The sequence below is a fragment of the Paractinoplanes pyxinae genome (assembly GCF_026626335.1).
GTDB classification, from domain to species: Bacteria; Actinomycetota; Actinomycetes; order Mycobacteriales; family Micromonosporaceae; genus Actinoplanes; species Actinoplanes pyxinae.
The window spans coordinates 121,498-147,381 of the sequence record NZ_JAPNTZ010000022.1 but is presented as its reverse complement, the minus strand read 5'-3'; the positions used below and the strand labels follow the sequence as shown (position 1 = coordinate 147,381).

Sequence of the window (25,884 nt, the reverse complement as noted above, 5' to 3'; positions counted from 1 at the left end):
GACTAGGCGGGTCTTACTCCTCGGTCGCAGCCTCGGCGGTCTCGCCCTCGGCGGTCTCGCCCTCGCCACCCTCGGCGGTCTCGCCCTCGAGCTGCTCGGCGGTCTGCGCCTGGGAGACGATCGCGAGCACGTACTCGGGCTCGACGGCCAGCTCGACGCCGCTGGGCAGCTGCACGTCGGCCGCGGTGACCTGAGCGCCCGCCTCGAGGCCCTCGATGGACACCTCGAAACCGGAGGGCAGGTGCATGGCCTCGGCCACGACGGCCAGGGTGGTCGACTCGTTGACGACCAGCGTGTTGCGGGCGGCCTCGCCGGTCAGCGTCACCGGGACGTCGACCTGGACCTTCTCGCCACGCTTGACGATGATGAGGTCGACGTGCTCGTAGGTGTCCTTGATCGGGTCACGCTGGATGGCCTTGGGCAGGGCCAGCGTGGCGCCCGAGGCACCGACGATGTCGATCGTGAACACGGTGTTGAGGCCACCGTGGCGGATGGCGGCCGCGAACTCACGGGCCGGCAGCGCGATGTGCACCGGCTTCTCGCCGTGGCCGTAAAGCACGGCGGGCACCAGACCGGCCCGGCGCGTGCGGCGGGCACCACCCTTGCCGAACTCAGTGCGGGGCTCGGCGCTGATCTTTACCTCGGACACGGGGAAACTCCTGAAACTCTTGGATCGGGCTGCGACTTAGTCGGCGTTTTGCTTGCCTTGCGGTGGTGCAGTCGGCAATGTGTGGCTGAGAGCCGCCGCCGGTGCCTGAGGCCGTCGTCGGCGCTGCCGGGCAAGGGGGCGCGCTGGGCACAGGCCCGGAGCACCGCGTCGATCACGGTGCCCCCGAATGGCTGCGAACCTCAGCAGACCGCGGGGCACCCTCGCCGTGGCAACCGCACTATCTTACCTACCGCGCGCACGCATCATTAAGCGGGTCCGGCACGGTCCGGCACTTCACCCGCTCGATGGCCCCGGAAGGGCCCACAATTCCGGCAAACGACCCCGCTGACGCGCCGTGTGAATCACATTCCGTCAAATGACGGGTTCAGCTGAGTCCCCCGAACAGGGTGGTCACCGAACCGTCGTCGAAGACCTCGCGGATCGCCCGGGCCAGCAGCGGCGCGATCGACAGGACGGTGATCTTGTCGAGCCGCTTCTCCGGCGGCAGCGGCAGCGTGTTGGTCACCACCAGCTCGCTGATCCGGCTGTTCTTCAGCCGCTCGGTCGCCGGGTCGGACAGCAGCGCGTGGGTCGACGCCACGATCACGTCGGCCGCGCCCTCCTCCCACAGGATGTCGGACGCCTTGGTGATCGTGCCGCCGGTGTCGATCATGTCGTCGACGATCAGGCAGACCCGGCCCTCGACCTCGCCGACCACCCGGTTGGCCACCACCTGGTTGGGCTTCAACGGGTCGCGGGTCTTGTGGATGAAGGCCAGCGGGCAGCCGCCCAGCCGGTCGGTCCACCGCTCGGCCACACGCACCCGGCCCGAGTCGGGCGCGACCACGGTGAGCGGACGGCCGGCGTACTTCTTCTCGACGTGCTCGGCCAGGATGTCCATCGCGAACAGGTGGTCGACCGGGCCGTCGAAGAAGCCCTGGATCTGCGCGGTGTGCAGGTCGACGGTGAGGATCCGGTTGGCGCCGGCGGTCTTCAGCAGGTCGGCCACCAGGCGGGCCGAGATCGGCTCGCGGCCGCGGTGCTTCTTGTCCTGCCGGGCGTACGGATAGAACGGCAGGACGACGGTGATCCGCTTGGCCGACCCGCGCTTGAGCGCGTCGATCATGATCAGGGTCTCCATGACCCAGCGGTTGACGCCCTCGGTCACCGACTGCACGACGAACGCGTCCGAGCCGCGCACCGAGTCCTTGAAGCGGACGAAGATCTCACCGTTGGCGAACTCGTAGGAGTCGGCGGGGGTCGGCGCGACCCCGAGCACCTGGCCGATCTCGTCCGCCAGCTCCGGGAAACCCCGACCGGAGAAGAGCATCAGAGACTTACGGTTCTCCGCGACGATGCTGCCCATCGGCTCGCTACTCCCGTTTGATTCGGAGGGGGTGGGGATGTGATTCGAGTGAAGTATCCCCCGCGGCCACCTGCACGCCACGTTCCGCGCCCGCCGCGTGGGATGCCTCACCCTGCTCCGACGGCGTACGAGCCGCCTTCCCAGCTAACCGCACCCGGCGAGCCTCCGCATGTCACTCGGCCGTGCTGACCTCGCCGCCGTCGTCCTTCGCGGCGATCGCCCGCTCGGCCGCCGCGGCCGACACCGTGCCGGCCCGGCGCCGGGTCACCCAGTTCTCGACGTTGCGTTGCGGCGCCCGGGTCACACCCAGGCTGCCCGCGGGCACGTCCTTCTGGATGGCGCTGCCGGCGGCCACGTACGCCCCCGGTTCGATCTCGACCGGCGCGATGAGCACGGTGTCGGAGCCGACGAACGCGGCCTCGCCCACCGTGGTGTGGCTCTTGTTCACCCCGTCGTAGTTGGCGAAGATCGTGCCGGCGCCGATGTTGGCCTTGGCCCCGATGGTGGCGTCACCCACGTACGACAGGTGGGGAACCTTCGCCCCCTCGCCGAGCTCGGCGTTCTTTGTCTCGACGAAGCCGCCCACCTTGGCCTTGCGGCCCAGGCGGGTGCCCGGCCGCAGGAACGAGAACGGGCCGACGGTGGCCTCGGCCCCGATCTCGGCCCCGATCGAGTGGGTGCGCAGCACGACCGCGCCCGCGCCGACCGTGCTGTCGATCAGCGTGGTGTCGGGCCCGACGATCGCGCCAGCGGCGACGGTCGTCTCGCCCAGCAGCTGCGAGTTCTGGTCGATCTCGGCGTCCGGCTCGAGCCGCACGGTCACGTCGATCCAGGTGGTGGCCGGGTCGAGGATCGACACGCCGGCACGCATCCAGGCCTCGTTCACCCGGTCGCGCAGCAGCGCCCGCAGGCTCGCCAGTTCGGCCCGGTCGTTGCAGCCCAGCGTCTCGTCCGCGTCCGGCGCCACGAAGACCCCGACCGGGTGACCCACCGAGGCCAGGATGCCGAACACGTCGGTCAGGTATTCCTCACCCTGGTCGTTGTCGGTCGACAGCTTCGACAGCGCCTCTCGCAGCGAGGCCACGTCGAAGGCGTAGATGCCGGCGTTGATCTCGCGGATCGCCCGCACCTCGGGCGCGGCGTCGCGCTCCTCGACGATCCGCTCCAGGTTTCCCGCGGCGTCGCGCACGATGCGGCCCAGACCGGTGGGGTCGCCCACCTCGGCAGCCAGGACGGTCGCGCCGCGCGCGCCCGACTCGTGCGCCTCGATCAGGCGGCCGACGGTCTCGGCCCGCAGCAGCGGCACGTCGCCGTTGAGCACGACCACGGTGCCGGTCGCCTCGGGCACGGCCTCGAGCGCGAGGCGGACGGCGTGACCGGTGCCGTTCTGCTGAGCCTGCAGCACCGGCGTGGCGGCCGGCGCGACCTCGGCCAGGTGTGCCTCGACCAGCTCGGCCTTGTGCCCGACGACCACGATCGTCTGCTCGGCGCCGGCCGCGGCCGAGGCGGTCAGCACGTGCCCGACCAGGGTGCGCCCGAGCAGCGGGTGCAGAACCTTGGGGGTGGCGGACTTCATCCGCTTACCCTCACCGGCGGCGAGGACGACGACGGTACGACGAGGGGCCTGACTCACGCGGTACTCCTGTGCTCGCAGTAGTCATGGAAGAAAGGGCGGCGACGATTCAGCCGCGGAGGACTGCTCCCGGAAGAGGATTCGAACCCCTATAAACGGCACCAAAAGCCGCGGTCCTACCATTAGACGATCCGGGACCAAAGCGGACATTCACCCATCGGGCCATGTCCACCGGTCACATCTTAGCGGCACCTCGCCGATCGCCTCGGCCCCGGCGGTCCGAGCCTCCTCCCCGCGCGCTCCCCGCGCGCTCCCCGCGCGCTCCTCGCGCGCGACGACCTCCCCGGCGATCAGCTGCCCGGTCGTCTCGCGGGGCGGCCGGGGTCCGGCCGGACCTGGCAGGATGGCCGGGTGACGGATGCTGGCGAGGGCGACGGCAAGCAGCGGCGGGACCGAGGGGCGGGCGCCGCCCGGGTGCGCATGTCGGCCGCGCAGCGACGCGAGCAGCTGATCGCGATCGGTCGTCAGCTCTTCGCCGAGCGGGGCTACGACGCCACCAGCGTGGAAGAGGTCGCCGCGCGGGCCAAGGTCTCCAAGCCGGTGGTCTACGAGCACTTCGGCGGCAAGGAGGGCCTGTACGCGGTCGTCGTCGACCGTGAGGTGCGGGCCCTGCTCGACCGGATCGCCACCGCGCTGACCGCCGGGCACCCGCGGGAGCTGCTGGAACAGGCCGCGCTGGCGCTGCTCGACTACATCGAGGAAGAGCCGCACGGCTTCCGGGTGCTGGCGCGCGAATCGCCTGTGCTGTCCCGGGCGGGCACCTTCTCCAGCGTGATGAACGACGTCGCCCACCAGGTCGAACACATCCTGGGGGCCGAGTTCAAGGCCCGCGGGCTCGACCCCAAGTTCGCCGAGCTCTACTCGCAGGCCCTGGTCGGCATGGTGGCGCTGGTCGGCCAGTGGTGGCGTGAGGCCCGCAAGCCGAAGAAAGAGATGGTGGCGGCCCACCTGGTCAACCTGGCCTGGAACGGCCTGTCCAACCTCGAGGCGAAGCCGGCCCTGCTCACGCGGAGGGCCCGCTAGGAGGCCGGCGCGGAAGCGCGTTGCCCGTGGGCGGCGCGGGATTCGCCCTGGGCCGCCTCCGGCGTGCCGATCTTGCCGTAGAGGCCGGCCGTGAGCACCACCAGGCCCAGCACGGTCAGCACGATCACGTTGATCATCGAGACGTTGAAGACGTTGGCGTCGGTCTGGATCATCGCCATGGTCACCATCGCGAAGCCGGCCAGCGCCCAGCCCAGGACCAGCGTGACCTGGTGGTAGAGGTTGCGGCCGACCAGCACGGCGGCCAGCAGCACCACGCCCAGCAGCAGCGTGAGCCACGCCGTGGCCGGGTTGGTGCGCAGACCGAGCACCCAGTCGGACCCGCGGTGGAAGAACGGGTCGCCGGCCGTCACGCCGAGGCCGATGGCGCCGAAGAGCACCAGATAGGCCCCGGCGAGGAAGGCCAGGAGACGGAAGACGGGACGCAGCGGGTGATTGAGGGGGTAGTGCGCCATCAGGCCGTGCGGCCCTCGCGCACCTGGCGCGGCGCGCCGGCCTCGCTCCGCGGCGCGACCTTGAGGTAGAGCCCGGCCAGGATCAGCACGAGGCCGGTGAGGTAGGTGGCGATCACCGTGCCGATGGTGAAGCCGAAGAAGTTGGCGTCGGTGCGGCTGGTGGCCAGCTCGTAGCTGCCGATGACCAGGATGGCCCAGCCCAGGTACTTGTTGGCCTCGACGTCGAGGTTGCGGCCGAGCGCCGAGGTGGCCAGCACGACGGCGCCGATGATGATGGCGAGGATCGACCACAGCAGGTTGGTGCCCAGGCCCAGCGCACGCTCGTCGTTGGCGCCGGTGAAGCTCTCACCGGAGGTCTGGATGAGCCCGATGACGCCGAACACGACCAGGAAGGCGCCGGCGAGGAAGCTGAGCGCGCGATAGAGAGGCCGCAGCGGGTGGTTGACCGGGGTGTGCGCCATGGTGTCCGTCTCCAAGGTCAGATGTTGTACCCGCCGATTCTCGCGTATTGCCCCCGAGCGGCGCAGGCACACCCCCCGGATCAGTTTTCGGGCACCTGCTCGGCCAGCTCGAGCCAGGCCTCCTCGACCTCGGAGCGTTCCTGCTGCACGGCCTTGAGCTGGGCGTCGAACTCCATGATCTTGTCGTAGTCGCTGCCGTGCTCGGCCAGCTTCTCGTTGATCTTGACGACCCGCTCGTCGAGCTTGGCCAGCTGCCGCTCGAGCCGGGCCAGGTCCTTGCGAGCCTGGCGAAGATCACCCGCCGAGAGGCCGCTCGCGGCGGCGGGCTTCTCTTCCCGTACGCCGGGAATGCGCGAACCGGCGCGGGCCAGATATTCGTCGATGCCGCCGGGCAGATGCACGAGATGCCCGTCGCCGAACATGCCGTACGCCGTGTCGGTGACCCGTTCGACCAGGTAGCGGTCGTGACTGGCCACGATCATGGTGCCCGGCCACGAGTCGAGCAGGTCTTCCAGCGCGGCCAGGGTGTCGGTGTCGAGGTCGTTGGTGGGCTCGTCGAGCAGCAGCACGTTGGGTTCGGCGGCGAGCAGGCGCAGCAGCTGTAACCGGCGCCGTTCGCCACCGGACAGGTCGCTGACCGGGGTCCAGATGCGCTTGTCGGTGAAGCCGAACACCTCGGCCAGCTGACCGGCCGAGAGTTCCCGGTCGCCCAGCTTGACCCGCTTGGCCACCTCTTCCACCGCCTCGAGCAGGCGCAGATCGCCCGGCAGCTCTTTCAGTTCCTGCGACAGGAACGCCGCGCGGACCGTCGAGCCGGTGATCAGCCGGCCGCCGTCGGGCTTGGTCACGCCGGCCAGCAGCCGCAGCAGTGTCGTCTTGCCGGCCCCGTTGGCGCCCAGGATGGCGAACCGGTCGCCCGGCCCGACCTGCCAGGTCAGCCCGTCGAGGATCCGCTTCGGGCCGGCGTCGAGAGTGACGTCTTCCAGGTCGTAGACCTGCTTGCCGAGGCGTGAGGTGGCCAGCCGCTGCAGGCTGACCTTGTCACGCACCGGCGGCACGTCGGCGATCAGCGCGTTGGCCGCGTCGATGCGGAACTGCGGCTTCGACGTCCGGGCCGGCGGGCCCCGCCGCAGCCAGGCGATCTCTTTGCGGAGCAGGTTCTGCCGGCGGGCCTCGATCACGGCGGCGACCCGCTGGCGCTCGGCCCGGGCCAGCGTCCAGGCCGCGTAGCCGCCCTCGTACGTGTGCACCTGCTCGTCGACGACCTCCCAGGTCGCCGTGCAGACCTCGTCGAGGAACCAGCGGTCGTGGGTGACGACGACGAGCGCGCCGCGGCGGGTCAGCAGGTAGCGCGCGAGCCAGTCGACACCGGCCACGTCGAGGTGGTTGGTGGGCTCGTCGAGGATCAGCAGGTCGCTCTCGCGGACCAGCAGCGCGGCCAGGGCGACCCGGCGGCGCTCGCCACCGGACATCGGGCCGACCGGGGTGTCGAGGCCCAGGTAACCCATGCCGAGGCCGTCGAGGATGGCCCGCACACCGGCGTCGCCGGCCCACTCGTGCTCGGCGCCCATGCCCTCGGACAGCCAGGCCGTGCCCAGCACGACGTCACGCACGGTGGCCTCGGCGGCCAGCGTGAACGTCTGGGGCAGGGTGGCCACGCGCAGGTCGCGCCGGTGGGTGACCCGGCCCGAGTCGGGTTCCTCACCCTTGGCGAGCAGCCGCAGCAGCGTCGACTTGCCGGCCCCGTTGAGGCCGACGATGCCGATGCGGGCGTCGTCGTCGAGCCCGAGAGAAACGTCGGTGAGCAGCTGGCCGGCGGCGCCGTAGCCCTTGCTCACCCGGTCCAGGTTGATGATGTTCGCCACGATGCTTCTAGATTACCCGCGCCCCCGGCATAGGCCCCCGCGCGGTGACCGCCTCGCGGCACACCCCGGCGGCGTTGAGACCGGCCGCGACCTGCCCGGCGTGGGTCGCGTCGGTGGCGAGGAACACACAGGTGGGGCCGGACCCGGAGACCAGACCGGCGACCGCCCCGGCCTCGGCGCCCGCCTTGAGCACGTCGGCCAGCTCGGGCCGCAGCGCGAGGGCGGCCGGCTGCAGGTCGTTGCCGAGCACGGCGCCCAGCACCTCGGGGTCGCGCTGGCGCAGCGCGGACATCAGCTCGTCGGCGTCGCCCAGCGCCTTGGGCGGCCAGGAACCGTCACGCAGCTCGTCGAGCTTGCGGTAGACCTCGGGGGTGGACAGGCCGCCGTCGGCCACCGCGACCACCCAGTGCCAGGTGGTGGGCCGGGCCAGGATGGGGCTGATCGCCTCGCCGTGGCCGGTGCCCAGCGCGGTGCCGCCGTGCAGCAGGAAAGGAATGTCCGAGCCCAGCGTGGCCCCGACCTCGGCCAGCTCTTCCCGTGAGAGGCCGGTGCCCCACAACAGGTCGCAGGCGATCAGGGCGGCCGCCGCGTCGGCGCTGCCCCCGGCCAGCCCGCCGGCCAGCGGAATCGTCTTGCGCAGGTGCAGCCGCGCGTAGGCCGGCACCCGGGTGCGCGCGGCCAGCGCCTTGGCGGCCCGGATGATGAGGTTGGTCTCGTCGAGCGCGAGCGTGCCCGCGCCCTCACCCTCCATGGTCAGCGTCAACGTGTCGCCGGCCCGCGCGGTCAGCTCGTCGAACAGGCTGATCGCGTGGTAGACGGTGTTGAGCTCGTGAAAGCCGTCGGCCCGGAGCGGACCCACGCCGAGATGCAGATTGATCTTTGCGGGCACCCGCACCCGGACCGGCCCGTGATGCCGCCGCGGCTCGTCGTCATCCGGTCCCCAGGCCTCGGTCACGAAGTGATGTCCCCGATCTGCAGCTCGATCTCGAACGGCGCCACCAGCGCACGGGCGGACCCGGCCGACACTACGGTCATGAGTCCACCCCCTCGGGCTGCCTGTCGGACGGGCTGAGCTTACCGCCGGTGGGCGACAGTTTCGCGGCCCCGGCTATCGCGGCGAACTGGGCGACGGTCAGGGACTCGCCGCGGGCCTGGGGGCTGATGCCCGCCTCGACCAGCAACTCCTCGGCCCGTACGGCGCCACCGGCCCAGCCCGCGAGGGCGGCCCGCAGGGTCTTGCGGCGCTGGGCGAAAGCGGCGTCGACCACGGCGAAGACATCCGTTCGATCGACACCGGGCGGGGGGTCGCGGCGGGTGAAGGCGACCAGGCCCGAGTCCACATTGGGCACCGGCCAGAACACGGCCGGGGGCACCTTGCCGGCCGCCCGCGCCTCGGCGTACCAGGCCAATTTGACCGACGGGACGCCGTACACCTTGGAACCCGGACCGGCGACCAGCCGGTCGGCCACCTCTTTCTGCACCATGACCAGGCCGCCGCGCAGACTCGGCAGCTCGGCCAGCAGATGCAGCACCACGGGCACGGCCACGTTGTAGGGCAGGTTGGCCACCAGCATCGTGGGCGCCGGATCGAAATCGGCCCCCCGCACCCGCATGGCGTCGGCGTTGTGCACGGTCAGGTGGGCGGCCGTCACCGTCTCGGGCAGGGCCGCCGCCAGCCGGGGGTCGATCTCGACCGCGTGCACGTGCCGGACGGCGCCGACCAGGCCCAGCGTCAGCGAACCGAGCCCGGGGCCGACCTCGAGCGCCACGTCGTCCGCGGTCAGGCCGGCCGCGGTGACGATGCGGCGGATCGTGTTGGGGTCGTGCAGGAAGTTCTGGCCGAGCTTCTTCGTGGGGGCCACGCCGAGCCGGGCCGCCAGCTCCCGGATCTCCGCCGGGCCGAGAAGTGCGTCAGCCATGAGTCAGAAGCCTAGACGGGGTAGAAACGTGCGCATGACGCAGTTGCTCGAGTTGCGCGCGATCGTCGAGGCGTCGCCCGACCGGGTGGCCGAGGTGCTGCTCGACGTGCGCCCCGGTGGCCGCTCGCCGATCGCCGTCACCGGCCGGGTCGACGAGACGGACACCGGCGACGAGTTCGTGGTGGTGCACGACGGCAGCCGCATCACGGTGACCGTCGACCGGGACGCGCGCATGGTTTCTCAGCAGGGCGAGTGGTGGTACCGCGGGGTCTACGAGGTGACGCCCGACCAGCGCGGCAGCCAGGTGGTGTTCCGGGTGCTCAACGTGGCGCCGCGGGCCCGCTGGGCGGTGCGGTTCGTCGCCCGCGGGCCGTTGCGCGCCGCCCCGGCCCAGTTCGGCGCCCAGATCGAGCACCTGGGCCGGCAGCTCGGCACCGGGGCCTGGGTCGAGGGTTAGCGCCAGGGGCCGAAGACGCGCTCGCCGTTGGCCGAGATGGCGGCGCACAGTTCGTCGACGTCGTCGCCACGGGTCTCGGCCAGCGCGCGCACGGTCAGCGGGATCAGGTACGACGCGTTGGGCCGGCCCCGGTGCGGCATGGGGGTCAGATAGGGCGCGTCGGTCTCCACCATGATCTGGCCGGGCGGCGTGAGCGCGGCCGCCTCGCGCAGGTTGCCGGCGCTGGCGAAGGTGACCGTCCCGGCAAAACTGAGGAAGAAGCCCCGGCGTACGCATTCGGCCGCGAACACCGCGTCACCCGAGAAGCAGTGCATGACCACCGTGTCGGGCGCGCCTTCCTCGTCGAGCACGCGCAGAACGTCCTCGTGGGCCTCCCGGTCGTGGATGATCAGCGCCTTGCCGTGCCGCTTGGCGATGGCGATGTGCCCGCGGAGGCTGAGCTCCTGGGCGGCGCGGCCCTCTTCCCCCGTACGAAATGTGTCCAGGCCCGTCTCGCCGACGCCCCGCACCCGCGGCTGCCCGGCCAGCGCCTCGATCACCCGCAACGACTCGTCCAGATCGGACAGCAGCGGGGCCTCGTTGGGGTGCACCGCCACCGCGGCCAGCACCGACGGGTGGCGGCCGGCCAGCTCGGCGCCCCAGCGGGACGACGGCTCGTCCACGCCGACCTGCACGATCCGGTCGACCCCGGCCTTGGCGGCCGCCGTGATCAGCGCCTCGACCGGGTCGGCCGCGCCGCCGCCGGGCACACCGGCCTCCTGAATTGTGAGGTCCAGGTGGGTGTGGCTGTCGAAGACGGAAACGACCAGCGGCTCGGGCGGCGCGGGGAACTCACCGGCCCGGCGGCGGGCCTTCTCGCGCCGGGATTCCGAAGGTGACGATGACATGTGAGACATTCTGCACTTCGACCCCGCGGACACTGTTTGTTCACCTGGAGTCCACCGGTGTTGTCTAGTTTCCGACCGTGACCGTGACCGGCGAGGACAGCGTGATCGACATCGATCCGCTCGAGCCCCCGCTATCCGCACCGCTGCGGCGCGACCTCGACTGGGCTCGGGTGCAGCGGATGAGCCAGTCCGCCAACTTCCGGGACGACTCGACGTTGCGGCAGATCCGCATCACGGCGGCGGTCCGGCGCGGCACCCGCATGACCAAGATCTTGTCGCCCGCGCAGGTCTCCGGTCACCTCGGTGGCTGGCTGCCGTACGGCTTCTGTTACCGCGCCTGCGACGTGGCCCACCTCACCGACCCGCGCGACCTGGCCCTGCTGGGCACCGACGGCGTGACCGACTCCGAGGTGGCCTACGCGCTGCGCTGGCGGGCCGTCGACCCGCTCGACTACGAGGTGCCGGGCGGGGCGGAACAGCCCGGCCTGGCCTCGATCCAGTCGCACAACCGGATCGGCGCGATGATCCTCGGCACCGGCTTCACGCCGAGCACCGACGACCTCATCCCGGAATACGTCACGGCCGGATTCGCCGACCTGCCGATCCCGGCCAACTCGCAGATCGTCGCGCACGTGCCGGGCGGCGAAGAGGTCATCCTCTACACGTACCAGCCGGAGCAGAACGGCTGGCTGCGGCTGGCCGGCCCGCGCTGGCGCAGCCTGCTCGACAACCTGCCCGGCGTCAGCCCCGACCGCGAATACGTGCCCTGCACGACGACCGGCTCGGCCAAGCTGGTCGGCCAGATCAAGGGCAAGGAGTACGAGGCGGTCGCCGACCCGCCCGAGGAGTTCCGGGTGCGGGCGCTGACCCGCGCCGCCCGCTATCCCGTGTCGACGCTGAGCCGCCGGGCCGAGCAGGCCCTGTGGCGCGGCACCCCGTGCTGGGTGCTGCAGCGCGACGAGGCCTGGGCCCGGCTGCGGCTGGTGCGCCCGGACAACGACTCGCTCTCCCACACCGGCGCGCGCTGCTACGAGCGGGGCGTCTACGAGTCGTGGGCCCCGGTGGGCGAACTGCTCGACCACCACATCGCCGACATCCCGTACGCGCTCTGAGCCCACCGCACGACACCGTCCGGCGCCCGGTTCGCGGGCCACGCGTCCGGACCAGCCACGGGCAGGACTCGTATCCCGCTGCCCCACAGCGGATCGAACAAGAGAGTCCCACCGGGCTCGGCGGTCAGCATCAGGCCGGCCACTCGCCCGGCCGCCGGATCCGACAGTGCCGACAGGTATCCGCGCGCCTCAGTGATCCGGAACGAGTCGACCTCGCCGAGCACCTGCGGCGTCAGATCGACAGTCACGGCCGTGACCGCCGGATCCTCTACCAGCGACGCGTCGTGCTCGACCCGATCGACCACCGCGATCTCGAGCTGATCCCCTTGCTCGACCTGGGAGAGCCGCAGCCAGCGGTCGCCTGCCCGCAGAAAGACCGAGAACGCGAAAGGGCGGACCACAGCCGGCGCGCTCTCATCGATATACGCCGGCAGCAGCACCTCGTCGAACCGCGCCGCGAGCAGAAAAGCAGTGAATCGGTCCCAGTCGGCAGCCATGCTCAATCCATGAGTCGTTGAACGCCGAAGCCGGCGCCACCCTCCAGGGGTGACGTCGGCTTCGTTGTCTTGCTGGGTGATCAGCTGATGCGACGGTCGTAGTTGCCGTTGCTGTCGGCGTTCAGGTTTCCGGCCCAGTCCATGGCGATGACGCCGATGCTGAGCTGGCCCTTGGGCGGCGTCTTCTTGAACGCGACGGAGTACTTGCCGCTCACCGGCTTCGCCGCGTTGAAGCAGACCGAGAGGTTGCTGCTCGGCGTGACGGTGATCCAGTTCTTCTTCGACGGCGCGTAGCAGGCGACCGAACCGTTGTCCTTGCCGACGAAGGCGATGACGATCAGTTCCTTGACGCCCGAACCGGTGTCACGCACGGTGCCCTTGACCGCCTTCCACGACGAGGCCTTGTTGGCCTTCGCCGGCGGGGTGATCGTGACGCTCGGGCGAGCGGTGTCCGGCTTCAGGGTGACCTTGCCGACGACCTGCGGAGTGGCCGCGCCGTACTTGTTGTAGACGGTCGCCTTCAGCGTCTTCGTGCCCTTGGGGACGATGTAGCCGGCCGGGTCCGAGTAGTAGTACCGGGTGATCTTCTGCTTCTTGGGCTTGGAGATCACCGTCGCCCGTCCGTCACCCCAGGCCACCGTGATCTTGGTGGCGCCGGCCGGGACGCTCAGGAGCTCCCAGACGAACTTCTGGCCGTGGAAGACCGAGGTGCGGCTGAGCTTCCACTTCACCGACTGCGGAACGACGGTGGGGCCGGAGGACTTGACGACCTTCTTGTTGCCCGCGGCGTCGGTCAGCGTCAGCGTGATCGGCTTCTTGCCGGACGACTTGTAGACGTGGGCGATGGTCGTCGAGGCCGGGCTCACGGTCGAGCTCGAGCCGTCGCCCCAGGTGACCACGCGCTTGATCTGCGTCGGCGTGCTCACGTTGTCCTTGATGCCGCTCAGGGTCAGCGTGACCGACTGGCCCGGGAAGATCGACCAGCGGTTGGGGGCGAAGGTGCCCTGCGGCGCGGTCTTGTCCGCGGGCGGCGGCGGCGTGGTGGTCGTGGGCGGCGTCGTGGTGGGCGGCGTCGTGCCCGGGTCGGTCGGGTCCTCGGGCGCCGTCGTGGTCGGAGCCGGCGTGGTGGGCTCCGTCGTCGTCGTCGGCGGCTCGGTGGTGGGCGCCGTCGTGGTCGGTTCGGTGGTCGGCGGCTCCGTCGTGGGCGCCGTGGTCGGCGGCTCCGTCGTGGGCTCCGACGTGGGCGTCGCGGTGGTGGTGGGCGGCGGCGGCGCGGCCAGGGCGGGCGCGGCGAACAGGCCGCCACCAGCCAGGAACGCACCACTGACGACGACCGCGAGCAGCGGACGTGAGAGGCGAGACTTCAAGGAAATGCTCCTTCGAGGGGGGTAAAACCGCACGAAGGGGGCACAACTGATACGAATCCCGTCGGGACGGAGCCGTATCGATGAAACGCTGGTGTTCCCCCGTGGCTCGCAGACGCTACCCGATCTTCGAAGCATCGATCAATCCCATAAACGGACGAGGCTCGACCGCACCCTTAGTGCGATCGAGCCTCGTCAATAGAACTACATCACCCTGCTAGACGGGCCAATTCTTCCTCGATGACGGACGGCTCGAGCTTGCGGAAGACCGGCTTGGGCGTGGCCAGCGGCGTGCCGGCCACCAGGGGCACCGATTCCCAGCGCGCACCGACCGTGTAGTCGCCCGTGAGAACGGGGTAGGACGGTCCGCCGTCGAGGTCGTCGACCTGCTCGATGCTCGGCATCGGCGCGTGCACGCCCTCGCCGCCGAGCAGCTCGAACACCTTCTGCGCGGAGTGCGGCAGGAACGGCGTCAGCAGCGTGTTGGCGTCGCTGACCACCTGCAACGCGACTGCGAGGACGGTGGCCTGCCGCGGCTTCTCGTCCTCGGACTTGAGCTTCCACGGGGCCTGGTCGGAAAGGTACTTGTTGGCCTCGGCGACCACCTTCATCGCCTCGCCGATCGCCGCCTTCTGCCGGTGCTTGGCGATCAGTTCGCCGACCGTGGCGAAACCCGATTTCGCGTACGCGAGAAGGGCCTCGTCGTCGGCCGTGAGCTCAGTCACAGCCGGGATGGCGCCGAAGTTCTTGGCCGCCATCGAGATCGACCGGTTGACCAGATTTCCCCAGCCGGCCACCAGTTCGTCATTGTTGCGCCGGACGAATTCGGCCCAGGTGAAATCGGTGTCGGTGGACTCGGGGCCGGCCACCGCGATGAAATAGCGCAGCGCGTCGGCGTCGTAACGCTCGAGGAAGTCGCGGACGTAGATGACGACCCGGCGCGACGACGAGAACTTCTTGCCCTCCATCGTCAGGAACTCGCTCGAGACCACCTCGGTGGGCAGGTTGAGCCGGCCCAGCTCGCCCGGCTCGCCGCCCTTGTCGCCCTCGCCCGAGTAACCGAGCAGCAGCGCCGGCCAGATCACCGAGTGGAAGACGATGTTGTCCTTGCCCATGAAGTAGTAGCCCAGCGCGTCCTTGCCCTCGGCGTCGGCCGACCACCATTTGCGCCACGCCTCGGGGTCGCCGGAGCGGCGGGCCCACTCGATCGAGGCCGACAGGTAGCCGATGACCGCGTCGAACCACACGTAGATGCGCTTGTCGGTGCGGTCGCGCCAGCCGTCGAGCGGGATCGGCACCCCCCACTCGAGGTCGCGGGTGATGGCCCGGGGCTGCAGGTCGTCGAGCAGGTTGCGGCTGAACTTGAGGACGTTGGGCCGCCAGTTCTCCCGCTGGTCGAGCCAGTTGCCGATGGCCTCGGCGAAGGCCGGCAGGTCGAGGAAGAAGTGCTCGGTCTCGACGAACTCCGGGGTCTCACCGTTGATCTTGGAGCGCGGGTTGATCAGCTGCTCGGGGTCGAGCTGGTTGCCGCAGTTGTCGCACTGGTCGCCGCGGGCGCTGTCGTAGCCGCAGATCGGGCAGGTGCCCTCGATGTAGCGGTCGGGCAGGGTGCGCCCGGTCGACGGGGAGCGGGCGCCCAGCGTCGTGCGCGCGACGATGTAGCCGTTGCGCTCGAGCGCGGTGAACAGCTCTTGCACCACGGCGTAGTGGTTGCGCGTGGTGGTGCGGGTGAACAGGTCGTAGCTCAGGCCCAGACCGTGCAGGTCTTCGACGATCACTCGGTTGTAGCGGTCGGCGAGCTCGCGCGCGGTCACCCCCTCGGCGTCGGCCTGCACCTGGATCGGCGTGCCGTGCTCGTCGGTGCCCGAGACCATGAGCACGTCGTGGCCGGCCATCCGCATGTACCGGCTGAAAACGTCGGAGGGCACCCCGAAGCCGGAGACATGACCGATGTGGCGCGGGCCGTTGGCATAGGGCCAGGCGACCGCGGCGAGAACGTGACTCATGAGGACTAAGAGTAATGAGCGGCGGTGGCGGCAAGCGAACGGATTCGTTCAGCCCTCCGCGAGATCCGTATTTATCCCGACACGCCCAGATTCAAAACGCGTCCCCCGGTCGAGGTCGTAGTCCAATGGAGCCGTGCCAGCAGACACGCCTCAGCCAGGGGAAACGCCTCGTAGCGAGGGCGACCCGTGGTCGTTCGCCGATCCCGACCCGGCCTGGTGGCGGGGCGAGACCGGCCGCTCGGGCGCCGACCCGATGTCCGCACCGGCCCGGCGGCAGCCCGCGCAGGGCGCCGAGCAGCCGACGGGCGGCACCGGAGTGCTGCTGCCGCCCGCGGCCGTGCCCCGCACCGGCGAGGCGGCCGAGGCACACGCCGCCGGGGCCCATGACCTGGCGAAAGAGCTGGAACCGAAGGTCGCGCCGGCCGTGGTCGAGCCGCCCGCCGTCGAACGTGATCACGACCAGCCCGACCCGCACCGCTATACCGTGCTGCGGCCGGCGGCAGGCCATGTTGCCAAGGCGTCGCCGGCAACGGTGGCGGCCGACGCTCCGGAAGCCACCGTCGCGCTGCCGCCCGTGCTCAAGCCGCTCCCGCTCGAGCCGCCCGTGCTGAAGGCGCCTCCGCTCGAGTCGCCCGTGCTGAAGCCGCCCCCGCTCGTGCCGCCTTCCGCGAGCAAGGCCACCGTCACCCCGCCCCCGCCGCCGGACGACGTGATGGTGCTGCCCGAGCCGAACCCGCGCCACCGGCCCACCGTGCCGCTGGACCGCCCGATGCCGGCCCGCCCCCGCCAGGGCGGCGTCCGCCACACCGAGCCGCTGCCCCCGCCGACCGGGACGGCGTCCACCGACGCCCGCCTCGAGCGCCTGGAGAACTCCTCGTTCTGGCGCGAACCGACCGACGACACGATCGAGGTGCCGCCCGGCGAGGAACCGGCGCCGGTGCTCACCCGGGCCCGCCACCGCGGCACCGGCCGGGCCGCCCGCAAACCGAGCGGACGGCCGGTCTCGGCCCAGGTCTCGCTGGTGGCGCTCGGCCTGGTGGCGGCGTTCTTCGCGTGGGTCAGCGCCGAGCCGTTCTGGCTGGCGGTCGGCCACGGCGACCAGGGGTACGCGACCACGACCCGCTGCGTGGGCGACGGCGTCACCCAGCGCTGCGCGGGCCGGTTCGCCGACGCCGGCGGCCGCTACACGATCGCCCAGGTGCGGCTGCTCGGCGTCGAGGGACAGGCGCGGCAGCCGGGCGCGGTCACCCCGGCCCGCATGGTCAGCCCGGACAGCCTGCAGGCGTACGTCGGCGGGACCGGACCCCTGCTGCAGCTGCGCTGGATGCTCGGCTTCGCGCTCGTGCTGCTGTGCGGCTACGCCATCGCCGGGGTGACGAAGGCCCGCCGGCTCGACACGGCCCGGGCCCGGCGGGCGGCGGTGCTGCTGAGCCTGGCCGGCCCACTGGCACTGCTGGCCGGGTTCCTGGCCGCCGCCTACTGACCGTGGACCAGGGCGTACACCTCGCGCTTGCGCAGGCCGTACTCGTCGGCGACGGCCTGGATGGCGTCGCGCCGCGATGAGCCGGCCGCCTCGCGCCCGGCCACCGCGGCCCGCAGCTCCTCGTCGGCCGGGCGCTCGGCCGGGCGGGGCGGGGCGCCGCCGACGACGACGGTGATCTCGCCCCGCGGCTCCTCGCGGACGGCCCAGGCGGCCAGCTCGGCCAGCGTGTCGCGGCGGATCTCCTCGTACGTCTTGGTCAGTTCCCGGCACACCGCGGCCGGCCGGTCGTCGCCGAAGGTGGCCGCGGCGTCGGCCAGCATGCCCGCGATGCGGTGCGGCGCCTCGAAGAAGACCAGCGTGCGGCCCTCGCCCGTGAGCTCCCGCAGGCGGGAACGGCGGTGTGAACCCGTACGGGGAAGAAAGCCCTCGAAGACGAAGCGGTCGCTCGGCAGGCCGGAGAGCGCCAGGGCCGTCGTGACAGCGCTCGGGCCGGGCGCCGCGGTGACCGGGTAACCCGCGTCCAGGGCGGCCCGCACAAGGCGGAAGCCGGGGTCGGAGACGCTGGGCATGCCGCCGTCGGTGACCACCGCGACCACGGCCCCACCGGCCAGGGCGTCGACCAGTTCGGGCGTACGCCGCTCGTCGTTGCCCTCGAAATACGAGACGACCCGCCCGGTGACCGTGACGCCCAGATCCCGGGTCAGGCGGGCCAGCCGCCGGGTGTCCTCGGCGGCGATCACGTCGGCCGTGGCCAGCACCTCACGCAGCCGGGCGGAGGCGTCGCCGACGTTGCCCAGCGGCGCGCCGAGCAGAACCACCCGGCCCTTCTCAGTCGAGTCCACTCCGAAAGTCCATCACACGCCCGGGCCCGGTGACGGCAGGCGTCACCTCTCAGCCGCACGCCCTACGATCGCGGGGTGACTACGGCGCCCGCGACGGAGACCGATCTCACCCCGGAACCGCCCGCGGCGGCCGAGCCCGGGGGCGTCCGCGGCGTCCCCGAGATCGTCCGGCGCCGCTTGGCCACGCTCGACAACTGGCTCAACCCGCACTCGTGGCTGGTCACCGGCCTCATCGTGACGATCGCGGCGATCCTGCGGCTGAACGGGATCAGCAGTCCCAAGGGCTACATCTTCGACGAGGTCTACTACCCGACCGACGCCTGGGACATGCTCTCGCACGGCGTCGAGTGGGACGAGAAAACCAACAGCGCGGCGTACGTTGTGCATCCCCCGCTGGGCAAGTGGCTGATCGCCGTGGGCGAGCTGATCTTCGGCAACAACGAGCTGGGCTGGCGCTTCCCGGCCGCGATCGCCGGCACGGTCATGATCCTGATCCTGATCCGGGTCACCTACCGGCTGTTCCACTCGGTGCTGCTGGCCGGGCTGGCCGGGCTGCTGATGACGCTCGACGGCTTCCAGCTGGTGCTCTCGCGCACCTCGCTGCTCGACATCTTCCTGGCCACGTTCCTGCTGGCCACGTTCGCGGCGCTGGTGCTCGACCGGGATCACTACCGCCGGCGGATGCTGCGCGCGCTCGAGAACGGGTTCGACCCGGCCCAGACCCCCGACCTGCCCCGGATCGTCCCGTGGTGGTTGCTGGTCGCCGGCGTCACCTTCGGCCTGGCCTGCGGCGTGAAGTGGAGTGCCCTGTTCTTCGCACCCTTCCTGGCCGGTCTGGTGATCGCCTGGCGGGTGCAGGCGCGCCGCTCGGCCGGGGTGCGCGGTCCCTTCCTGGCCGGCATCATCGGCGACCTGGGCTGGCTAATCCTCAGCTTCGGGCTCACCTTCGTGATCTACCTGGCCACCTGGACCGGCTGGTTCGTCACCGACACCGGCTACTTCCGGCACTACCGCGAGGCCAACGGGCTCAGCGAACCGCCGGTCATCGGCGCACTGCTGAACCTGTGGCACTACCACCACGAGGCGTACACCTTCCACAGCGGACTGACCGAGCGACACGTCTATCAGTCCTGGCCGTGGCAGTGGCTGCTGCTGGGGCGGCCGGTCGCGTTCTACTGGAACAACGGCGGCGACTGCGGCGCACCGAGCTGCGCCCGCGAGATCCTGCTGCTGGGCACGCCGGTTCTGTGGTGGTCGTTCCTGCCCGCGCTGGTCGCGCTCGTCTGGTTCGGCCTGGCCCGCCGCGACTGGCGGGCGTGGGCGATCCTGGTGCCCGCGGTGGCCGGGCTGCTGCCGTGGTTCTACTACGCGGTCAAGGACGGGCGCACGATGTTCTCGTTCTACGCCCTGCCGGCCCTGCCGTTCCTCATCCTGGCCGTCGTCTACGTGCTGGGCGCGATCATGACGCCGCCCGAGGGGGTGGCGCGGGGGTCGGGCCGGTCGGATCGCCAGCTGATCGGCACAGTGGTGGCCGCCGCCTATCTCGTGCTGGTGGCCGTCTGCTTCGCCTACTTCTACCCGATCTTCGTGGGTCAGCTCATTCCGTACGAGAGCTGGTCGCACCGGATGTGGCTGGGCGGTCGCTGGATCTAGGCCGCTGCTCTCGACCGCGCGATCGACGCGGGAGGCGGGGGAAATAGGTGCGCGCCCCGATCGCCTGCCACGGGGGAAGCGGGCGATAGGAGCGCGCAAGATGAAGCTTAACGACCTCTGATGGCGGATTCAACGGGTGGCCAGGGGAAGTTTCAAATTTCGATCACGCACAGCATGGACAACTCGGACATAGTGGTATCTTCTCATTAAGTTACGCATTTAGTGCTGTGAATAAGCTTCGCTATTTTGCCTCTTTCACTGTCGCGAATACGACAGGAAAACAAACGGAGAATTGGCGTAACCTTCGGCCTTCCGCGCTTGCTATGCAGCTCAGCGAGTCCTGCTCACCCGTGGCACAGATGACCTGCCATCTGGTCAAACGCTGATGCTCATCATTTCGGTTGAAATCCGGGAAACGATCATCCGTCACTCACGAGAGTGAGTCGTACCAAGATCGCTATTTATCTTTTTAAGCTCGCCGCGTGACTTCGCAGGAGCCAGAAAACCCGCATACCGCGACCGACGTCCTCGAGACCGACGTGATCTCGATCGAGACACCCGCGCCGGTCTTCGTGGACAGCACCGGGCGCCGCAGCCGGTTCTTGCGGCGGATCGCGTACGCCTTCGGCGCGCTGGTCATGCTCTACGGCGGCCTGATCAGCGTCAGCCTGGCCGGCGGACCGGTCCGCTCGAGCGCCGTTCTGCCGCTGCCCGGGCTCGAACCCGAGAAGAAGGAGACGCCGGCCCCCAAGCCCCCCGCCCCCACGCCGACGCCCAGCCCGACGCCGACCCAGGTGTCGCGCGCCCTGACCATCGCCGAACCGCAGCCGCGCCGCACCACCGCGCGGACGCGGGCGCCGCGCCTCGAGTCGACCCGGACCCCGGCGGCGACCAGGACCCCCAGCCCGTCCAAGACGACCGCCAAGCCGGCGCCGACGTCGAGGCAGCCGGAATCGACCACCACGACCAAGCCGACGACCACACCGCCGGTCACCGTGGACCCGCCGACGGGCGGCACGACCCCGCCGACGGAGGAGACGACCCCGCCGACCGACCAGAACCCGCCGCCCCCGGTGCCGCCCGGCACCGGCGGAGGAACCGGCGGTTCCGGCGGAGGAACCGGCGGCTCCGGCGGAGGAACCGGCGGCTCCGGTGGTGGCGCCGGAACCCCGACGAGCCCGAGCCCGACCGGCTCGGGCTCGTCCGCCTCGGGGGCCGGCGACGAAGGCGGCGACAGCGGCAGCGGCAGCGGCAGCGGCAGCGGCAGCGAGAGCAGTGGCAGCAAGGGCGGATCGGCCGGCAGCGGAGGGTCGGCCGCCGGCGACGACACCCCGAAGTCCGCCACCGACCTCGTCCTGGACCCTGACGACGACCTGACATCCAAGGTGCTGCAGTGACCCCCCACACCCCGGCCCACAAGGCCCCACCCCCCAACACCCCGCCGCCGATGCCGTCCACCCGCCAGCGCACCCGCGGCCGGGGCCCGGTCCGGCGGCGGCTGCTCCCCCGGCCCCGGGTGCTGCTCGGCACGCTGCTGCTGGGCGTCTTCGTGGCCGTGCTGGTGGTTCAGGCCTACGTCAACTCCGAGTTCAAGGGCGACCACGTCGAGACCGAGGTCGGCGACAACGCCACCGTCCCGCCCGAGGTGCTGAACGGCGGCCCGGTCATCAACACGACCGGCGGCCAGGAGAGCACCAGCCGCATGCCACCCAAGACCATCGCGCTCACCTTCGACGACGGCCCCGATCCGACGTGGACACCGCGCGTCCTCGACGTGCTCAAGGAGAACGGCGCGCACGGCACGTTCTTCGTCGTCGGCTCCGAGGTGGCCCGGCATCCGGCCCTGGCCAAGCGGGTCACCGACGACGGCAACGAGCTCGGCCTGCACACCTTCACCCACCCCAACCTGCAGCTGCTCGCGCCCTGGCGGCGCACCCTGGAGCTGTCCCAGACGCAGGTCGCGATCGCCCGGGCCACCGGGGTGCACACCAACCTGGCCCGCTTCCCGTACTCGTCGATGAACGCGGCCATCGACGACGACAACTGGAAGATCATCAAGAACGCGGGCCGGCAGGGCTACCTGGTCGTCGTCAACGACACCGACAGCCAGGACTGGCAGCGGCCCGGCGTCGACCGGATCATCAAGAACGCGACCCCGCCCGGCGAGACCTCGGCCGTCATCCTGTTCCACGACGCCGGCGGCGACCGGGCCCAGACCATCGAGGCGCTGCGCAAGTTCATCCCGATGATGAAGGCCCGCGGCTACGTCTTCACCACGGTCACCGAGGGCCTGAACCGCACGATCGAGCAGAGCAACCAGGCCGCCGCAGCCGGCGCCAAGCCCGTGCCGGAGCTGCCGGAGAACCCGGCCGCCGCGGGCAGTGACGTCTGGCGCGGCAGCGCGGTGATCTGGACCGTGCGGCTGGCCGACGGTCTCGTCTGGGTCATCGCCGTCCTGTTCCTCGTGGTCGGCGTGCTCACCATCGGTCGTACGGCGTTGTTGCTGCTGCTCGCGACCCGCCACACCCGGCAGCGGCGCAAGCCCGGCTGGAGCTGGGGTCCCGAGGTGACCGAGCCGGTGTCGGTGATCGTGCCCGCCTACAACGAGAAGGAGGGCATCGAGGCCGCCGTGCAGTCGCTGGCCGGGGGCGACTATCCGCAGATCGAGGTTGTGGTGGTCGACGACGGCTCCACCGACGGCACGGCCGCCCTGGTCGAGCAGATGCGATTGCCCAACGTACGAGTCGTCCGGGTGCCCAACGGCGGCAAGTCGAACGCCCTGAACACCGGCATCGCCCTGGCCCGGCACAACCTCATCGTCACCGTCGACGGCGACACGATCTTCGAGCCGGACTCGATCCGCAACCTGGTGCAGCCGTTCGCCGACCCGTCGGTGGGCGCGATCGCCGGCAACGTCAAGGTCGGCAACCGCGAGAAGATGGTCGCCGCCTGGCAGCACATCGAGTACGTGATCGGCTTCAACCTCGACCGCCGCCTGTACGAGGTGCTGGGCATCATGCCGACCGTGCCCGGCGCGATCGGCGCGTTCCGCCGCGAGGCGCTGGCCCAGGTCGGCGGGATCAGCGACGAGACGCTGGCCGAGGACACCGACGTCACGATGGCCATGCTGCGGGCGGGCTGGCGGGTCGTCTACGCCGAGAACGCGAAGGCGTGGACCGAGGCGCCGGCCACTTTGGAGCAGCTGTACCGCCAGCGCTACCGGTGGAGCTACGGCACCATGCAGGCGATGTGGAAGCACCGCCGGGCGCTGTTCGACAAGGGTCCGTCGGGCCGGTTCGGCCGGGTCGGCCTGCCCTTCCTGGCGCTGTTCGGTGTGGCCCTGCCGATGCTCGCCCCGGTGGTCGACATCATGCTGCTCTACGGCCTGGTCTTCTGGGAGCTCGAGGAGACCGTGGTGGCCTGGCTCGGCATGCTGGCCCTGCAGCTGTTCACGGCGGCGGTGGCGTTCCGCTTCGACCGGGAATCGCTCAAGCCGTTGTGGCGGCTGCCGTTGCAGCAGTTCGCCTATCGCCAGCTGATGTACCTGGTGCTCATGCAGTCGGCGACCACGGCGATGACCGGCGGCCGGCTGCGGTGGCACAAGCTGCACCGGGCCGGTCTGGGCGCCCGGGCGGCCACCGTGCCGCCGGCGCCGCAGCAGTCCGTCGCGCCGCCCGTGGACACGTGGCCGTCGACGCTGGGCCAGATCACGGTCGAGCATCACCCGGCGGCGGGCCGCGCCAACGCCCGGCCCGCGGTGCCGTCCCAGGCCGTTCGTGACCTCGATCCCGAGGATCTTCCGTCAGCCGGCTCGCCCCCGGGTGGCGGCTCCGGCCCGGTCTACACCGGGTGAGCCCGGCCCCCGCCGGGTGAATGCGTCGGCCCGCGTCCCCCTCGAACTGCAGCCGAGGTGGGCGCGGGCCGATGTGTCGTACGGCTAGGCGGCGATCAGGGCGTCGAGCATCGCGGCCGGGTTGCGGTCAGCCGATGGGAACACCACGTGCAGCGAGGTGCCGTCGCCGGGCCGGTCCGACAGCGCCACGGTGGCGTGGTGCGCGTCCAGGATCTTCTTGGCCACAGCCAGCCCGCGGTCCGGCCCGGGCACGGTGGCCGGGTTGGCGATCGCGCCGTAGTACAGGTGCGGGAACAGCTCGGGCCGCATCCCGTCGGGCATGTCCATGTCGTCGAGGCGGACGGCCGGTCCGGACTCGATGTCGGTGCCGACGCGCACCCGCCCGCCCGACGGCGTGTACTTCACCGCCGCGAACAGCAGGTGGGTGAGCACCTGCTCGAGCCGGACCGGATCGGCGATGATCGGCAGCGCGGGCCCGCCGGCCTGGTTGAGAATCCAGATCTGCTTGGTGGCCGCGATCGGCCGGACCGCCTCGACCGCCTGCCGGGTGATGCGGGTGAGGTCGATCTGCCGCATGTGCAGGCTCTCGGCCCCGAAACCGGCCTCGGCCATCTGCGACAGGTGGTGCAGCAGGTCGAGGAAGCCGCGGATGTGTCCGGAGGTCGCGCGGGCCACCAGCTCGGCCATGTCGGCGTCGTGCCGGCCGGTGGTTCCCAGCTTTTCCACGTACGCCGAGATCAGGCGCAGCGGCGCCCGGAGATCACCGCCGAGCAGCCCGGCCAGCTCGTCCTTGCGCCGCTCGAGCTCCTGCAGCCGGGCCGTCGTGTTGGCCAGGGCGACCGCGTGCCGGCGCATCTCCATCTGCGAGGTCACCTGGCGGGCCAGTGCCCGCAGCGCCTGCAACTGTTCGATGTCGAGCCGGCGGGGTTCGTCGTCGACCACGCACAGGGTGCCCAGCGCGAAGCCGTCGGTGGTGACCAGCGGGGCGCCGGCGTAGAACCGGATGCCCATCGGCCCGGTGACCAGCGGGTTGTCGGCGAAGCGCTGATCCTTGGTCGCGTCCGGCACGACCATCAGGTCGCGCCCGAGGATCGCGTGGGAGCAGAACGAGACATCGCGGTCGGTCCCGGACTGCTCGACGCCGACGCGCGCCTTGAACCACTGGCGGTCGGTGTCGAGCAGGGTCACCAGCGACATCGGGGTGCCGCAGACGTTGGACGCGAGCGCGACGATGTCGTCGAAGTCCTGCTCCGGTTCGCTGTCGAGAATGTCGAGCGCGTACAGCGCGGCGAGCCGGTCGGTCTCGTTCTCGGGCTGGGGAGCTTTCATGGGGCACCTCCGAAGGCTTGCTTCAGAGGTACCACACGAAAGTAGCAGTCCCGGCTTTTCGGACAGCCCCTCAGGCGGTCAGCGGAGCCGCCCGGTGCCACTGCTTGAGCGGCTGCGTGGCGACCGGCCAGCCCAGGTGGGTGCGCAGCTCTTCCGGGGTGCAGAGGATGTCGGCGCCCAGCTCGACCTCGGCCACCTTGCGGGCCGCGATCGGATCGGGGTCGACGCCGTACACCTCGGGCCACTGCCGCCGCAGCCGGGGCTCGCCGCCGAACGTGGGGTCGGCGTTCTCGAGCACCATCGGGTCGCCGTAGACCGCGCCCTGCGCGCCGGCCAGCAGGCCGTACCAGATCGCGCTGCACAGGCGGTTGGAGACGACGCGCTTGTGCCGGCGCAGCTCGGCCAGCTGGCGGACCAGGAAGTCGCGGTCGTGGTCGCGCCACCAGAAGCCGCGGTAGCCGTGGCAGATGACCCGGAAGCCGGCCTTCTCGTACAGCCGGCGGATCGCCCGCACCTTGTGCTCGTTCCAGTACAGGCAGACCGTCAGCGGGCCGGTCTCGTTGGCCTTGAGCTCGTCGATCAGGCGCTGGTGGTCACCCATGACCTCCTGTCCCTCCCAGCCGTGGAAGGGGTAGAAGATGGTGCCGTCGCGCTTCGACTCGTCGACCGGCGTCTCGTCCATCTCGAGGAGATAGGCGAACGGCGAGCCGATGGCGATGACGTCGCGGCGGCCCTGCGACCAGGCGCGGCGGCGCACCTGCTCGCTCCAGACCAGCAGGCGGCTGCCGTCGACGAACGGGACACCGGGGGCCAGGCCGTCGCCGATGTTCCACCCGTGCTGCAGGTAACCCTGCATGCGCGGCGGGTGCATCCAATCGTCCAGCTGGGCGTAACGGGCAAGCAGGTGAGCGTGACCGTAGTAGTAGTTGGCGTGGTGCATACCCTCATCCAGACAGCGCAGCGGTGGGCGATACGTTCGGGGCGTACGGCGTGCGATTGTACCGATCGGAAG

22 protein-coding genes and 1 tRNA gene are annotated in these 25,884 nt (G+C 70.9%); 7 read left to right on the top strand and 16 right to left on the bottom strand.

Annotated features, from left to right (window positions below; all coding sequences use genetic code 11):
* Positions 1–13: 13 nt before the first annotated feature.
* From OWR29_RS43550 to OWR29_RS43535, 4 genes are all read right to left on the bottom strand, one after another.
* Entirely contained in the window at positions 14–649 is a 636-nt protein-coding gene (locus tag OWR29_RS43550; RefSeq protein ID WP_267569502.1) for a 50S ribosomal protein L25/general stress protein Ctc, read from the bottom strand.
* Between the two features lie 385 nt (positions 650–1,034).
* Entirely contained in the window at positions 1,035–2,015 is a 981-nt protein-coding gene (locus OWR29_RS43545; RefSeq protein ID WP_267569501.1) for a ribose-phosphate diphosphokinase, read from the bottom strand.
* Between the two features lie 172 nt (positions 2,016–2,187).
* A complete protein-coding gene (gene glmU / locus OWR29_RS43540; RefSeq protein WP_267569500.1) occupies positions 2,188–3,648 on the bottom strand; it encodes a bifunctional UDP-N-acetylglucosamine diphosphorylase/glucosamine-1-phosphate N-acetyltransferase GlmU in 1,461 nt (486 codons plus the stop codon).
* 66 nt (positions 3,649–3,714) lie between these two features.
* Positions 3,715–3,785 (bottom strand) — tRNA-Gln (locus OWR29_RS43535).
* A 283-nt stretch (positions 3,786–4,068) separates the two neighbouring features.
* Here OWR29_RS43535 and OWR29_RS43530 point away from each other — a divergent pair.
* Entirely contained in the window at positions 4,069–4,671 is a 603-nt protein-coding gene (locus OWR29_RS43530) for a TetR/AcrR family transcriptional regulator (protein WP_267569549.1), read from the top strand.
* On the opposite strand, the gene OWR29_RS43525 is transcribed toward OWR29_RS43530, so the two are convergent.
* The 5 genes from OWR29_RS43525 to rsmA all read right to left on the bottom strand — a co-directional run bounded on the left by OWR29_RS43525 (position 4,668) and on the right by rsmA (position 9,389).
* Entirely contained in the window at positions 4,668–5,144 is a 477-nt protein-coding gene (locus OWR29_RS43525) for a DUF4383 domain-containing protein (RefSeq protein WP_267569499.1), read from the bottom strand. The two genes, OWR29_RS43530 and OWR29_RS43525, sit on opposite strands and share 4 nt — an antisense overlap.
* Positions 5,144–5,620, bottom strand: coding sequence for a DUF4383 domain-containing protein (locus OWR29_RS43520; RefSeq protein ID WP_324291311.1), 477 nt, complete (start codon positions 5,618–5,620; stop codon positions 5,144–5,146). Before OWR29_RS43520 ends, OWR29_RS43525 begins: the two co-directional genes overlap by 1 nt.
* 65 nt (positions 5,621–5,685) lie before the next feature.
* On the bottom strand, positions 5,686–7,470 hold the full coding sequence (locus OWR29_RS43515) for an ABC-F family ATP-binding cassette domain-containing protein (protein ID WP_267569498.1): 1,785 nt from the start codon (positions 7,468–7,470) through the stop codon (positions 5,686–5,688).
* Between the two features lie 7 nt (positions 7,471–7,477).
* Positions 7,478–8,425 carry a 4-(cytidine 5'-diphospho)-2-C-methyl-D-erythritol kinase gene (locus tag OWR29_RS43510; RefSeq protein ID WP_267569497.1) on the bottom strand — a complete coding sequence of 316 codons (948 nt, stop codon included), beginning with the start codon at positions 8,423–8,425 and terminating at the stop codon, positions 7,478–7,480.
* 76 nt (positions 8,426–8,501) lie between these two features.
* A complete protein-coding gene (gene rsmA, locus OWR29_RS43505; RefSeq protein WP_267569496.1) occupies positions 8,502–9,389 on the bottom strand; it encodes a 16S rRNA (adenine(1518)-N(6)/adenine(1519)-N(6))-dimethyltransferase RsmA in 888 nt (295 codons plus the stop codon).
* 34 nt (positions 9,390–9,423) lie between these two features.
* Between rsmA and OWR29_RS43500 the strand changes: the two genes are divergently transcribed.
* Positions 9,424–9,846: a hypothetical protein gene (locus OWR29_RS43500; RefSeq protein WP_267569495.1), complete on the top strand. Its 423-nt coding sequence runs from the start codon at positions 9,424–9,426 to the stop codon at positions 9,844–9,846.
* Here the strand turns inward: OWR29_RS43500 and OWR29_RS43495 are convergent.
* A complete protein-coding gene (locus tag OWR29_RS43495; RefSeq protein WP_267569494.1) occupies positions 9,843–10,742 on the bottom strand; it encodes a TatD family hydrolase in 900 nt (299 codons plus the stop codon). The two genes, OWR29_RS43500 and OWR29_RS43495, sit on opposite strands and share 4 nt — an antisense overlap.
* A 68-nt stretch (positions 10,743–10,810) precedes the next feature.
* On the opposite strand from OWR29_RS43495, the gene OWR29_RS43490 reads away from it, so the two are divergent.
* Entirely contained in the window at positions 10,811–11,845 is a 1,035-nt protein-coding gene (locus tag OWR29_RS43490; protein WP_267569493.1) for a hypothetical protein, read from the top strand.
* Here the strand turns inward: OWR29_RS43490 and OWR29_RS43485 are convergent.
* The 3 genes from OWR29_RS43485 to metG all read right to left on the bottom strand — a co-directional run bounded on the left by OWR29_RS43485 (position 11,776) and on the right by metG (position 15,712).
* The gene (locus OWR29_RS43485) at positions 11,776–12,342 is read right to left on the bottom strand and encodes a hypothetical protein (protein ID WP_267569492.1); all 567 of its coding nucleotides are present in this window, start codon (positions 12,340–12,342) and stop codon (positions 11,776–11,778) included. The two genes, OWR29_RS43490 and OWR29_RS43485, sit on opposite strands and share 70 nt — an antisense overlap.
* 80 nt (positions 12,343–12,422) lie before the next feature.
* On the bottom strand, positions 12,423–13,709 hold the full coding sequence (locus OWR29_RS43480; RefSeq protein ID WP_267569491.1) for a hypothetical protein: 1,287 nt from the start codon (positions 13,707–13,709) through the stop codon (positions 12,423–12,425).
* 206 nt (positions 13,710–13,915) lie between these two features.
* On the bottom strand, positions 13,916–15,712 hold the full coding sequence (gene metG / locus OWR29_RS43475) for a methionine--tRNA ligase (protein WP_267569490.1): 1,797 nt from the start codon (positions 15,710–15,712) through the stop codon (positions 13,916–13,918).
* A 133-nt stretch (positions 15,713–15,845) separates the two neighbouring features.
* Here metG and OWR29_RS43470 point away from each other — a divergent pair, with 133 nt between their 5' ends.
* The gene (locus OWR29_RS43470; protein ID WP_267569489.1) at positions 15,846–17,195 is read left to right on the top strand and encodes a hypothetical protein; all 1,350 of its coding nucleotides are present in this window, start codon (positions 15,846–15,848) and stop codon (positions 17,193–17,195) included.
* On the opposite strand, the gene rsmI is transcribed toward OWR29_RS43470, so the two are convergent.
* The gene (rsmI, locus tag OWR29_RS43465) at positions 17,189–18,037 is read right to left on the bottom strand and encodes a 16S rRNA (cytidine(1402)-2'-O)-methyltransferase (RefSeq protein WP_267569488.1); all 849 of its coding nucleotides are present in this window, start codon (positions 18,035–18,037) and stop codon (positions 17,189–17,191) included. The genes OWR29_RS43470 and rsmI overlap by 7 nt on opposite strands.
* Before the next feature lie 75 nt (positions 18,038–18,112).
* Here rsmI and OWR29_RS43460 point away from each other — a divergent pair, with 75 nt between their 5' ends.
* From OWR29_RS43460 to OWR29_RS43450, 3 genes are all read left to right on the top strand, one after another.
* Entirely contained in the window at positions 18,113–19,690 is a 1,578-nt protein-coding gene (locus OWR29_RS43460) for a dolichyl-phosphate-mannose--protein mannosyltransferase (RefSeq protein ID WP_267569487.1), read from the top strand.
* Positions 19,691–20,172: 482 nt separating this feature from the next.
* Complete coding sequence (locus tag OWR29_RS43455) at positions 20,173–21,087, top strand: hypothetical protein (RefSeq protein ID WP_267569486.1); 915 nt, start codon at positions 20,173–20,175, stop codon at positions 21,085–21,087.
* A 50-nt stretch (positions 21,088–21,137) separates the two neighbouring features.
* Entirely contained in the window at positions 21,138–23,543 is a 2,406-nt protein-coding gene (locus OWR29_RS43450; protein WP_267569547.1) for a bifunctional polysaccharide deacetylase/glycosyltransferase family 2 protein, read from the top strand.
* A gap of 84 nt (positions 23,544–23,627) precedes the next feature.
* Here OWR29_RS43450 and OWR29_RS43445 read toward each other — a convergent pair whose 3' ends face one another.
* Both OWR29_RS43445 and OWR29_RS43440 read right to left on the bottom strand, forming a co-directional pair.
* Positions 23,628–24,872 carry a GAF domain-containing sensor histidine kinase gene (locus tag OWR29_RS43445; RefSeq protein ID WP_267569485.1) on the bottom strand — a complete coding sequence of 415 codons (1,245 nt, stop codon included), beginning with the start codon at positions 24,870–24,872 and terminating at the stop codon, positions 23,628–23,630.
* Positions 24,873–24,942: 70 nt separating this feature from the next.
* Positions 24,943–25,812 (bottom strand): hypothetical protein, encoded by an 870-nt coding sequence (locus tag OWR29_RS43440; protein WP_267569484.1) that lies wholly within the window; start codon positions 25,810–25,812, stop codon positions 24,943–24,945.
* Positions 25,813–25,884: the final 72 nt, after the last annotated feature.